Raw genomic sequence first — 11903 nt, 5'->3', positions numbered from 1 at the left:
CGTCATGCACATCCTTTCTGTCAATGTTGGCCTGCCTCGTTCTGTCGAATGGGGTGGGCGGACGATCACTACCGGTATTTTCAAACAGTCTATTCCCGGACCAGTATCACTCGAACCGCTCAATTTCGTAGGAGATCGACAGGCCGACCTGACGGTACATGGCGGGCCAGACAAGGCTGTGTACGCTTATGATAACGCGCATTACGCACACTGGCGGCACCAAATCGAACGCGACGATTGGGCACCGGGCCTGTTCGGAGAAAACCTCACGACAGAGGGCTTACTTGAATCTGAGGTACGCATCGGCGACCTGTTTCGGGTGGGGTCGGCTCTGTTGCGGGCGGTACAACCCCGATTTCCGTGTTATAAGCTAAACGTTCGGTTCGACAATCCCGGCATGACCCGCCACTTCGCTCGGGAGGGTCGATCCGGTATTTATTTTCGGGTGGTTGAACCCGGAGCCGTGCAGGCCGGTGACGAGGTAAACCTGGTCGAAGCCGCCGACACAACGATTACCATTCAAGCTGTATCTCAGATCGTACTGACCCACAAAGTAGATGAAGACACATTGGCGAGCCTGCGAACCCTGCCACACCTGCCCGATTCGTTAAGGAGAATGTTTGGTCATTCATGAAGCTTTTCGGAACCCTACGCTTACGGGCGCTGAATACCTAACTTTTTCATTCTAGAGTCGAGCGTCGTGGGAATCATGTCGAGGATTTTCGCGGCTCCGTTCTCTCCACTCACTTTCCAGCGGGTATGCTCCAGCACCGAAAGGATGTGGTTCCGTTCGCAGTCTTCCATCGTCATTAATCCAGCCTTGGCGGGTCCTGTACTTTTCCGGCCCGACCAATCGCCGAGATCCAGTTTTCGACCCGACGAAATAATCAGCGAACGTTCCACTACGTTTTCCAATTCCCGAACGTTACCCGGCCAATGGTAGGCCATCAGGACGTCGAGTACATCCTGCGGAATCACGTCAATCTGGCGACCAATGCTGGGGCCGTGCTTCGCGCAAAAATGCCGCACCAATAGTGGGATGTCGTCTTTACGTTCTCGCAGGGGCAAACTCTGGATAGGAAACACGTTGAGTCGGTAATACAAATCTTCCCGAAACCGGCCTTCGCCCACTTCTTTTTCGAGGTCGCGGTTCGTAGCCGCAATCAACCGCACATTGACCTTGATGGTTTTGCTGCTGCCCACCCGTTCAAACTCGCCTTCCTGTAATACCCTGAGCAACTTAGCCTGTAGCTCAATGGGTATTTCGCCGATTTCGTCCAGAAAAATCGTTCCGCCGTCGGCTAGTTCGAAGCGACCGATTTTTTGATTGGTGGCGCCCGTAAAAGCTCCTTTTTCATGCCCAAACAACTCGCTTTCGATGAGGGTGGCGGGTAATACAGCACAGTTAACTTTCACCAAAGGCCGATTCTTCCGACCACTTCGATTGTGCACGGCGCGGGCCAGCAGCTCCTTGCCGGTACCCGATTCGCCCAGAATCAGCACCGATGTGTTGGTATTTGCTACCTGGTCGACCTGCCGAAGCACTTTTCCAAAGGCTTTACTCTGGCTGACAATCTCCTCGAAGTTGCTGGTTTGTTTAATTTCGTCGCGCAGGTACGCGTTCTCGGCCTGCAGCTGATTCTTTAACTGCTCCACTTCAGCCAGTGCGTTCGACAACGATTCCGTTCGTTCAGCAACGCGTTTTTCCAGCAAGACATTAGCGGATTCAAGTTCCCGTTGCAGTTGACGCAGGGTTAGGTGCGTATGGATACGAGCGAGTACTTCCTGAAGCTGAAACGGTTTGGTAATGTAATCTACCGCTCCCATGTTGAATCCGTTGACTTTATCAATCGTTTCGGAGAGCGCCGTCATGAAAATCACCGGAATGGGCTGCGTCGATTCAAGCTGCTTTAGCCGACGGCAGGTTTCGAAACCGTCCATGCCGGGCATCATCACGTCTAACAGAATCAGATCGGGCTGCGCCAGCCCCGCCTGTTCGATCGCACTTTTCCCATCGCGGGCAACCAGGACTTTGTAGCTGAATCGGGTTAAGGTTTCGAACAACACGCTGATATTATTCGGCATGTCGTCCACAATCAGAATTGTACGGGCTGATCCGGAAGAATCCGCACCTGAATTGGCATCTGCATCAATAAACGCATTCATAACGATTGTAAGCAGGCTTGAAGGTATTTTCTAATCTTCCGCATATCGAACTCCTCGGCCGCCTGGCGAAGGTCGTCTACAAAGAATTGGTAAACGGGGTTGTCTTGTTCTATAGCGGTGAGCTGTGCCAGAATTCCCTGAATATCACCCATACTGGCTAAGTTGTATAAGGCTTCGAGCTGCGCGATTTCGGGTAATTGAGCAGGGGTAGCCTTCGTTTCCAGACTACCAGGGCTGGTTGCTGAAACCAGCGCTTCATGGGTAAAAGGCCGGGTTTGCCAGACCAGGTTCAGATGCTGCCCAATTTTAGTCAGCAGCGCATCCAGATCAACCGGTTTAGGAACAAAATCATCAAAACCGGCCTGTTGGCTCTGCTGTCGATCCTGTTCAAAGACCCGTGCCGAAAACGCAACGACTTTAGTTAAACTCGTGGCCGGGTTTGCCCGAATTTTCATCAGCGCACCAAAGCCGTCTAAATGAGGCATCACCAGGTCCAGTAAAATCAGATCGGGTCGATACCGGATAGCCTGTTCAACAGCTTCGTGGCCATTGCGGGCTTCGATAACGGTAAAGCCCAGCGGTAGCAGTAGATGAGTTAAAATGGCGCAGGCTGCGTACCCATCGTCGGCAACAAGAATCGTTTTACGCGGCCCTTCATACCCCAACACAAACGCAGCACGTTGGGCTACCCGATTCGTAGCGGGCGGGGAAGGCGCTTCTGGCAAAGGCAGCGAAAGCCGGAACTGCGTACCCCGCCCTGCCTGACTGGATACGTAGAGGTCGCCGTTCATTAGTCGAACCAACTGATCGGTAATAGACAGTCCCAAACCGGTACCCTCCACAAAATCAATCGATTCACGAATTTGCTGAAATGGCAGAAAAATACTCGCCAACTGCTCATTGGCGATGCCAACCCCCGTATCCTCAATCATAAACCGAATAGTGGGTGATGGGGCCTCGGTGTCGGCATGGCTTGTCTGATTGCCGGAATTCCAGTCAGCCCGGAAGGTAATGGTGCCCGATGAGGTAAATTTCACGGCATTACCCAACAGATTGAGCAGCACCTGGCGAAGTTTACGTTCATCACCCACAACCCAGTCCGGCAAATTGCCGGACAAGTAGGTTTCAAATAAGAGTCCTTTCTGCTCCGCCCGAACCAGGGTCTGTTGTGCCAGATTATGCAGTAGTTCGGGCAGGTAAAAAACCTCCGACAGTACGTCCATTTTCCGGGCTTCTATTTTCGACAAGTCCAGTACGTCGTTGATGAGCGATAGCAGATTTTCGGCACAGTCGTGCATGATCTTAACGCCTTTCTGCTGATTTTCCGACAGTTGCGGGTCGCGTCTAAACAGCTGAGTATAGCCCAGAATACCGTTGAGTGGCGTTCGTAGTTCATGGCTCATGGTAGTCAGGAAATCGCTTTTAGCCCGGTTGGCTTCTTCAGCCTCCTCTTTGGCGGTCGCCAGTTCGCGCGTTCGGGCGGCCACCGTATCTTCTAACTGTTGCTGTATTTGCAGCAGCCGTTCTTCGGCTACTTTTCGCCCGATTTCAGCGCCGGATCGAGCCGCCAGCACCCGCAGAATACCCATGTATTTATGGTGGTCAGTCATGGGTCGGGAATCACTCACCGACAGATGACCGATTACTTCGCCGGATTTATCGTGAATAGGCACTCCGATGTACGATTCAACCCCGGCGCCCTGGCTGAAATTTTCGGCTACGTCGGTGGGAAAATAAAAGTCCCGGTCTTTCATCACGATGGAGCAGGGCGTACCAGCCAGATCGTACTCGATGTTTTCGTGCAGGTTGCTGTTCACACTGAAAGCCAGCGTTCGGACGCGGGTCTTCTCCACATTCGTACATTCGGTCACGATGGCGTACTGTACGTTGAGTGTGGTGGTCAGTTGCTGCACCAGCGACTGAAAAAAATCAATGCCAATGTCGGAGGCCGTTCCTTCCGAGATTCGACGCAGCGTATCATCCAGTTGCGAACGCTCCGTTATGTCGCGCACGAAGCAGCACAGAAAATCCTGCTCATCGAGCTGAACAAAATTCATCCCAATCTCGGCCTGACGGCTGGTGCCATCCTGCCGTAACTGAGGTAAATCAAACGTCAGCGTGTGGTAGTGCCGGAGCGTCTGCCATAATTCCAGGTATTGAGCCTGGGTGTACGTCGGATGAATATCGCTGAAGTGTACTGCGTGCATTTGGGAAGGCGAATAACCCAGATACTGACAGGCAGCCGCATTCGCCCGATTGATCCGCCCCTGCGGGTCGAAGAGCAGGATGGGCTCCAGCGCATTTTCGACCGTGAAATGCGACAGGCGAAGTACGTTATAGGGAATGCCAGCCGATGCGTTCATCACAATGATTTCAAAAAATTACCCCATTGGTTCACAGTTCTTTACTGTACAATTTCCATTCCGAAAAGTGGCCTTCCGTTCCGACTGCCTTAATGAGCCGGTTTGGGGCTTTTTTCCGACGATCACCGCCCTTATCTGCATCAATAGGCACTACGTTTTCCTCTGCTATTTCGTGAAGCTTACGAAATATCGGAAATTCCTGTAGCAGTCTTATAGAGGCTACTTCAGGCCAAAAGTTCTTTTTCTGCTCTTTTTTGGCTCTCAGGAGTCTTTTCATCTAATCTGGCACGACTGGAACGGTATTTGGCAATCAGACGATAGAAAACAAGTTGGTGACAACCGCTGTGGTTTACACAAGCTATTCATCATCCAAACAAGCCAGTACCATGAAAATCCTTTCGTTCCTGCTTATCGCTTTCGTGCTTATCCCGTGTATGTCAGCATCGGCCCAATCGAACCTCGCTGTTCGCAAACAACAATTCAATCTGGACAACGGTCTTGCGCTCCAGGGGTACGATGCTGTTGCTTACTTCACCCAGAACAAGGCCGTGAAAGGCTCAGCAGCCAACACCTTTACCTACCAGAACGTTACGTACCGCTTCGCAACGCCGGCTAATTTGAAAGCATTTCAGGAAAATCCAGAGAAATACGAGCCTCAGTATGGCGGCTGGTGTGCGTATGCCATGGGCGCAACGGGCGAGAAAGTAGAAGTGGACCCCGAAACGTTCAAGGTCAAAGATGGTAAGTTATTCCTGTTCTACCACTCGTTCATCAACAATACATTGCCTAAATGGAACAAAGACGAAGCTAACCTGCACAAAAAAGCAGATGCCAGTTGGAGCAAATTCACGCAGTCCTAACCTGACTTATTCATCGCATAAATAACCCTGGTGTCAATCATGCAGAAGGCGTCAATTTATCTCCTTTGGGCCGCTCGTTTAGTAGCCGCCATTATTATGCTCCAGACACTGTATTTTAAATTTCTGGCGCAACCCGAGTCGGTTTATATCTTCTCGACGCTAGGGATCGAACCCTGGGGACGTATTGGGTCTGGCCTTGTCGAATTGGCTGCTTCGGTACTCATCCTGATGCCACGCACGAGCTGGATTGGAGCTGGCTTAGGGCTTGGGGTCATGCTAGGGGCAATCCTGTCTCACCTAACCGTACTGGGAATTGCTGTTCAAAACGACGGGGGGTACCTGTTCTTTCTGGCAATAGACGTAGCCGTTAGCTGTTCGACCATTCTGTTGCTAACCCGTAAGCAGTGGCTACCCATCCTGAGCGGTCTACTAGCTTCCGTTTCCGGCAAGAAGCCCATCCGTTCTAACGCCTGATTGGGAGTATCTCTATTCATTCTTCATTAACACGACCATGTCGCTCAAATCTGCCAGTACTGATATTTTGATGCAACTCGCGGAGGTTGTCGGTCAGCTAACCGATCCAGAATATGCCCGTCCATTGGCTGTACTCTCGGGCAACACCATTGGCAAGCACGTTCGGCATATTCTGGAATTCTACGAACTGTTGGTTCACAGCGCGCAAACGGGTCAATTGAACTACGACCGACGTCAACGCGATTTACAGCTCGAAGTAAATACTGATGAGGCTCTACGGCGGCTGGGCGCTATCGACCGGGCTATTCATCGGCTCGACCTGAACCAGCCACTTGCTTTGGAAGCTGATGTATCGGTCAGTGGTGCCGCGCTCATCCAGATTCCGTCATCCTTTGCCCGTGAGTTATTGTATAATATCGAGCACGCCATTCATCATATGGCGCTGGTGCAGGTTGCCGTTCTGAATGCCTTTCCAGCGGTTGAGCTACCCCAACACTTTGGCGTAGCCTACTCAACGGTACAGCACCAGTCGCACGAATAGGTCAGTTGATTGGCCTGGAATAGTAAACCCTGGTAAATGACCGCCACTACCCCAGACTGACAATCAAATGCCTGCTTCAGGACAAACTTATGCTTCTATTATTCCTCCTCGTCAGTATCATCAGTTTTGCGGGCTCCATTCATCCAGGCACGGTTAACCTGGCGGTGGTACAAACGACCCTCAGCCAGAGCAGACGCGCCGGGCTGTGGCTGGCCTTCGGCGGAAGCCTCCCCGAAATTGCCTACAGTAGCCTGGCCGCCGGTGGATTGATGCATATTCCAACCAGTTCGAGCTGGACGACCGCCCTGGCGTATGCTCCTATTCCGGTCTTGCTCGGAGCAGGCGTTGCTGCTTTCCGGCAGAAGCCCGTTGTCCTTACCGAATCTGTAGCGGATGCCAGATCGTTGCCGTTCTGGAAAGGGGTTGTTCTGGGTGGCACGAATCCGCAGTTACTCCCCTTCTGGTCGGCGGTATGGCTTTATCTAAGCCAGGCCACGATAAGTAGTCACACGCTGGTTCCTACGGGGCAGCCGGCTAGTCAGTGGGTGTTTGCGCTGGGTACGGCAACCGGTGCATTTGGCCTGCTGGTTGTGGTGGCCTGGCTGGCTGACCGGCAACGTATTGTTCAGTATCTGAACGGCCCGTGGCTCAATCGGCTGACAGGCGGATTATTTATTGGCATGGCTCTCTGGCAAACTATTCAAGTCATAAGGGCTTGATGATCCATTCAAAACAGGCGGTTCGTCTGCTCGCTCTATGCACCTGCCAACTTCCTGGTGGCTACTTATTTCTCACTGGTATAAGTGGCTATTCGTACTGGTATTGCTCATCGCCCTGCTTCCACAATGCATTTCGGTGCGAATGTCGGACCAAAAAATCGCCAAATACTTTGCCGATCGTCCGGTAAAGCCAACATTTGGTACCGTCGATGGCTATGATCGTTCGATTCATTATGCCAGCATCGGAGCCGATACGTTACCCCCCGTGCTTTTCATTCACGGATCACCCGGTGCCTGGGATGCCTTTATCGGATTTTTTGCCGACTCATCGCTATATAACCAGGCTCAGTTACTGGCGGTAGATCGGCCAGGATTTGGTAAATCGGGATTGGGCAATCCGGAACGATCTCTATCGGCCCAGGCCGCTGATCTGGCTCCATTGCTACGCCTTACCCATTCCAATCATAAGCCAATTGTAGTAGGCTACTCGCTGGGTGGACCGGTTGCTGTCCGACTGACTATGGATTACCCGGAAGCGGTAGGTGGGCTAATTCTGGTTGCGCCTTCTATTGACCCTGACCTGGAGAAGAAAGAATGGTATCGTCCCCTGGGAAGCGTATTTCCGTTTCGGCAGTGGCTCCCCACGGAACTTGATGTGAGTAATCAGGAGATTATGGCGCTCAAAAGCGAATTACAGCGCATGTTGCCGCTGTGGACCACCATTCGGATACCTGTACTGGTCATTCAGGGTGAAGATGACCCACTCGTACCACCGGGTAATGCGGCCTTCGCCAAACGAATGCTTACGAATGCACCAGTAACGATTCAGATGATTCCGAACATGAATCATTTTATTCCCTGGCGTCGACCGGATTTAATTCATGACGCTATCCTTCATCAACTAATGACCAACCAACCTACCAATCGATTAACAACCAAAAAACCATGAAAATGACCAGTTTGCGTCTAATCAGTATCGTTTTGTTTTCTATGACAACGGCTTTTGCCCAACAATCGGCGGTGTTTGCCCCATCTGGCAAAGCCATTCGAGGCTACGATCCCGTTGGCTATTTTACAGATGGCAAACCCATTCTGGGGGATTCTACCATTTCTTACAGCTATCAGGGAGCTAACTGGTATTTCGCCAATGCCCAGAACCGAGAGGCCTTTAAAGCCGATCCGGGAAAATACACACCTCAGTATGGCGGCTACTGCGCCTACGGAACATCACAGGGTCATAAAGCGCCTACTGAAGCCGATGCGTGGACGATTGACGACGGGAAGCTTTATTTCAATTATAACAGGAAGGTTCAGACGCTTTGGAATAAAGACCGCTCTGGTCATATTCAGAAAGCAGACATTAACTGGCCAGCTATTAAGGATAAAGACGGCCATTGACCCTATTGAGACCCTATTTCTGATAATCTACTCAGCATCTCTAATGCTGAAAAGGGCCGCAAGCTGCGATCTTATCCGAAACCGGCCGAACAGAACCCTGTGCACCTGACGAAGGCTGATTGACGAACCTTCCAGAGACTCCTGCCAGCCGGAAATGTTTCCGGCTGGCAGGAGTCTCTGCTTTTGCGAATACGAATCGAAATGGGCTTTACTGGTCTCGCCGATTGGTCGCTTCGATCCGTATTCGCCTTATACTGTCCACATGAGTTAGTGCGCCAGCAGCCAGTTTTCACCGACGCCAATGCCCGTTTCCATCTGGACAGCCATCGGAATTGCGTCTTTCATGATTTCCCCTACGTGCTCGCGAAGCAGGTCTATTTCGTCGCGGTGGGCGTCGAAGACCAGTTCGTCATGCACCGTCAGAATCATTTTGGATTTCAGCTGTCGCTGCTGCATAAACTCATGAATCCGGATCATCGCAATCTTGAGCATGTCGGCCGCGCTTCCCTGAATCGGTGCGTTGACGGCGTTGCGTTCGGCGAACATCCGATCGGTCTGGTTGCGTGAGTTGATGTCGCGCAGGTACCGGCGTCGACCCAGAATCGTTTCGGCGTATCCAAAACCCCGCGCCTTTTCGATACACTGATCGATGTAGGCTTTCACGGCCGGAAACTCCGCAAAATAATCGTCGATAATCTGGGCAGCTTCCTTCCGCGGAATCTTCAACCGTTGCGACAGACCGAAGGACGAAATGCCGTAAATAATTCCAAAATTGATGGTTTTGGCTTTCCGGCGCTGATCGCTCGTGACGTCGCTGATCGGCACGTGAAAGACTTTACTGGCAGTCTGGGTGTGAATGTCCACACCGTTGTTGAAGGCATCGAGCATGGTCTGATCGCCACTGAAAGCGGCCATGATCCGCAGCTCGATCTGCGAATAATCGGCCGACATGATCAGAAACTCCGGGCCACGGGGCACAAACGCCTTTCGGATTTCCTGCCCGCGCGGGGTCCGGATCGGAATATTCTGCAGGTTCGGATTGACCGACGACAGCCGACCGGTGGCCGCAACGGCCTGGTTGAACGAGGTGTGAATCCGTCCGGTACGTTTGCTAATCAGTGTGGGCAGCACATCGACGTAGGTATTTTTCAGTTTGATCAACTCGCGGTAGTCCAAGATCTTACGGGCGATCTCGTGCTCGGCTTCCAGCTTCGACAGAATCTCTTCGCCAGTTGCATACTGGCCGGTTTTTGTCTTTTTGGCGTTCTTGTCGAGCTTAAGTTTATCGAATAGAACTTCGCCCAGTTGCTTCGGTGAACCGATATTGAACGATTCGCCCGCTATGCCGAAAATCTCCTGCTGCACCTGCCGCATGTCTACTTCCAGGGTAGCCGAGAGGTCTGCCAGCGCGTTGGTATCGATCTTAACCCCTTCCAGCTCCAGGTCGGTCAGTACCTGTACCAGTGGCATTTCGACCTGATCGAAAAGTTTATGCAGGTTATCTTTTTCGAGCCGGGGCGCAAACGTTTCTTTCAATTGAAGGGTGATATCGGCATCTTCGGCCGCGTATTCGACGACCTTCTGGATGTCGACGTCGCGCATGGTCAGCTGGCCTTTGCCTTTCTTGCCAATCAGCGATTCGATCTCCACCGGGCTGTAGTTCAGGTACGTCATGGCCATCATGTCCATGTTATGCCGCATCTCCGGTTCGATCAGGTAATGCGCGATCATGGTATCGAACAGCTTGCCCTGAACCTCCACCCCGTATTTTTTCAGCATCAGCAGGTCGTACTTCAGGTTCTGCCCGATCTTTTGAATACCGGGGTTTTCGAACACCGGCTTGAACTGATCGACAATCGCCTGCGCTTCTGTCCGGTCGGCGGGCACCGGTACGTAGAAGGCCTCGCTGGTCCGATACGCAAACGACAACCCAACCAGGTCAGCCTCGACGGGGTCGATGGCGGTTGTTTCGGAGTCGAAGCAAATACTTTCCTGCAGGCTCAGGTAATGCACCAGGCTCGCCCGAAGTTCAGGGGTATCGACCAGGCGGTAATCGTGTTTGACCGACAGGATCGTCTTCCGCCGTTCGGGCTGGTTTTCATCGATTTCATAATCCGGATACACGTCGAGGTAAGCCGGGGCTTCGGCCTGCTCAGTCACTTCCGCACCCGGTTTATCGTCTGTCGTAATCGTATTAGTCACCTGAAGGGGCGTTGCCTCACTACCTGAAGCCTGGGGCACCCGAACCGGCGTTTTCTTTGCTTTCGGCGCTGGCTTAGCCGGAGCCGTGGGCGTCGTTTCAGAGCTGAAGTCAAATGGAAGATCGTCGGCTCCCGATGGGTTGACCGCGCTCATATTCGGAAAAGGCAGGAAAGCGGGTGCCTCTCCACCCGGCGAGTCGAACAGGTTCATCTGCCCGGCTTCCGGCGTTTTGAAGGCGTCGGGCAGTGGTTTCTCGTCGTAACCCGCTCCCAGGAGCCGGGTCTTCATCTGCCGGAATTCCAGTTCATCCAGCAGGGCGGCCAGCCGGGGTTTGTCGTATTCGGTATGCCGGAGCAGGTTTTCGTCGAACGGCACGGGCACGTCCAGATGGATGGTCGCCAGTTGCTTCGACAGCAGTCCCTGCTGGGCAAAGTTGACGACGTTTTCTTTCAGTTTACCTTTCAGCTCGTCGGCGCGGGCAATGAGGTTTTCGACCGAGCCGAAGTCGGCAATGAGTTTCTGGGCCGTTTTCTCGCCTACCCCCGGAATGCCCGGAATGTTATCGACCGAATCGCCCATCAATCCGAGCATATCCGTCACTTGGTCGATCCGTTCGATCTGCCAGCGCTCCAGCACGTCTTTGACGCCCTGTTTTTCGGCCGGTTTACCCATGAAGGCTGGTTTGTAAATATGAATATGCTCTTCGACAAGCTGACCATAGTCTTTGTCGGGCGTCATCATATACACTTCGAAATCAGCCAGAGCCGCTTTTTTAGCGATAGTGCCGATGATATCATCGGCTTCGTATCCTTCCAGAATCAGAATGGGAATGTGCATGGCCTCCACAATCTTTTTGATGTAGGGCACGGCCACGCTGATATCTTCGGGCTGCGACTGCCGGGTGGCCTTGTACATCGGAAACTGCTCGTGGCGAAAGGTTTTCTTCGCCGAGTCGAACGCAACGCCGATGTGGGTGGGTTTTTCTTTCGTCAGCACCTCGATCATGGCGTTCATAAAGCCAAAAACAGCCGACGTATTTATGCCGCGCGACGAAATGCGGGGCGCTTTGCTAAAGGCAAAATGAGCACGGTAAACCAGCGCCAGCGCATCTAACAGGAAGAGTTTTTTTTGTGGTTGAGCCATTCGATAGGGTCACAGATCAAGACCTCAAAGGTCGAAA

General features: G+C 52.4%; 10 protein-coding genes. 7 read left to right on the top strand and 3 right to left on the bottom strand.

Annotated elements, in window-relative coordinates; all coding sequences use genetic code 11:
- Positions 1–4 precede the first annotated feature (4 nt).
- Positions 5–634, top strand: coding sequence for an MOSC domain-containing protein (locus ACYVC2_RS18150; protein ID WP_461104271.1), 630 nt, complete (start codon positions 5–7; stop codon positions 632–634).
- Positions 635–654: 20 nt separating this feature from the next.
- Here the strand turns inward: ACYVC2_RS18150 and ACYVC2_RS18145 are convergent, their stop codons facing one another.
- The gene (locus ACYVC2_RS18145) at positions 655–2166 is read right to left on the bottom strand and encodes a sigma-54-dependent transcriptional regulator (protein ID WP_461104269.1); all 1512 of its coding nucleotides are present in this window, start codon (positions 2164–2166) and stop codon (positions 655–657) included.
- Positions 2163–4529 (bottom strand): ATP-binding protein, encoded by a 2367-nt coding sequence (locus tag ACYVC2_RS18140; protein WP_461104267.1) that lies wholly within the window; start codon positions 4527–4529, stop codon positions 2163–2165. The genes ACYVC2_RS18145 and ACYVC2_RS18140 overlap by 4 nt, the downstream gene beginning before the upstream one ends.
- Before the next feature lie 386 nt (positions 4530–4915).
- Here ACYVC2_RS18140 and ACYVC2_RS18135 point away from each other — a divergent pair, with 386 nt between their 5' ends.
- The 6 genes from ACYVC2_RS18135 (at position 4916) to ACYVC2_RS18110 (ending at position 8521) form a co-directional block, all read left to right on the top strand.
- Positions 4916–5389: a YHS domain-containing (seleno)protein gene (locus ACYVC2_RS18135; protein ID WP_461104265.1), complete on the top strand. Its 474-nt coding sequence runs from the start codon at positions 4916–4918 to the stop codon at positions 5387–5389.
- A 39-nt stretch (positions 5390–5428) separates the two neighbouring features.
- Positions 5429–5863, top strand: a complete 435-nt coding sequence (locus tag ACYVC2_RS18130) for a DoxX family protein (RefSeq protein ID WP_461104263.1) — start codon at positions 5429–5431, stop codon at positions 5861–5863.
- A 37-nt stretch (positions 5864–5900) separates the two neighbouring features.
- Positions 5901–6404 (top strand): DinB family protein, encoded by a 504-nt coding sequence (locus ACYVC2_RS18125; RefSeq protein ID WP_461104261.1) that lies wholly within the window; start codon positions 5901–5903, stop codon positions 6402–6404.
- Between the two features lie 89 nt (positions 6405–6493).
- The gene (locus ACYVC2_RS18120; RefSeq protein ID WP_461104259.1) at positions 6494–7123 is read left to right on the top strand and encodes a LysE family translocator; all 630 of its coding nucleotides are present in this window, start codon (positions 6494–6496) and stop codon (positions 7121–7123) included.
- Between the two features lie 37 nt (positions 7124–7160).
- Positions 7161–8072: an alpha/beta fold hydrolase gene (locus ACYVC2_RS18115; protein ID WP_461104257.1), complete on the top strand. Its 912-nt coding sequence runs from the start codon at positions 7161–7163 to the stop codon at positions 8070–8072.
- Positions 8069–8521, top strand: coding sequence for a YHS domain-containing (seleno)protein (locus tag ACYVC2_RS18110; RefSeq protein WP_461104255.1), 453 nt, complete (start codon positions 8069–8071; stop codon positions 8519–8521). Before ACYVC2_RS18115 ends, ACYVC2_RS18110 begins: the two co-directional genes overlap by 4 nt.
- A 267-nt stretch (positions 8522–8788) precedes the next feature.
- Here the strand turns inward: ACYVC2_RS18110 and polA are convergent, their stop codons facing one another.
- Positions 8789–11866, bottom strand: coding sequence for a DNA polymerase I (gene polA, locus ACYVC2_RS18105; protein WP_461104253.1), 3078 nt, complete (start codon positions 11864–11866; stop codon positions 8789–8791).
- Between the last annotated feature and the right edge of the window lie 37 nt (positions 11867–11903).

The organism is Spirosoma koreense (assembly GCF_054777875.1).
Note: the sequence above shows the minus strand (reverse complement) of the source record. Positions and strands in the feature narration are given on the sequence as shown.

Excerpts from the sequence above, each read along its gene's own strand:
- ACYVC2_RS18125 (WP_461104261.1), top strand. The coding sequence starts at position 5,901 with ATGTCGCTCAAATCTGCCAGTACTGATATTTTGATGCAACTCGCGGAG.
- ACYVC2_RS18150 (WP_461104271.1), top strand. The coding sequence starts at position 5 with ATGCACATCCTTTCTGTCAATGTTGGCCTGCCTCGTTCTGTCGAATGG.
- ACYVC2_RS18145 (WP_461104269.1), bottom strand. The coding sequence starts at position 2,166 with ATGAATGCGTTTATTGATGCAGATGCCAATTCAGGTGCGGATTCTTCC.
- ACYVC2_RS18130 (WP_461104263.1), top strand. The coding sequence starts at position 5,429 with ATGCAGAAGGCGTCAATTTATCTCCTTTGGGCCGCTCGTTTAGTAGCC.
- ACYVC2_RS18140 (WP_461104267.1), bottom strand. The coding sequence starts at position 4,529 with ATGAACGCATCGGCTGGCATTCCCTATAACGTACTTCGCCTGTCGCAT.
- ACYVC2_RS18110 (WP_461104255.1), top strand. The coding sequence starts at position 8,069 with ATGAAAATGACCAGTTTGCGTCTAATCAGTATCGTTTTGTTTTCTATG.
- ACYVC2_RS18135 (WP_461104265.1), top strand. The coding sequence starts at position 4,916 with ATGAAAATCCTTTCGTTCCTGCTTATCGCTTTCGTGCTTATCCCGTGT.
- ACYVC2_RS18120 (WP_461104259.1), top strand. The coding sequence starts at position 6,494 with ATGCTTCTATTATTCCTCCTCGTCAGTATCATCAGTTTTGCGGGCTCC.
- ACYVC2_RS18115 (WP_461104257.1), top strand. The coding sequence starts at position 7,161 with ATGCACCTGCCAACTTCCTGGTGGCTACTTATTTCTCACTGGTATAAG.
- polA (WP_461104253.1), bottom strand. The coding sequence starts at position 11,866 with ATGGCTCAACCACAAAAAAAACTCTTCCTGTTAGATGCGCTGGCGCTG.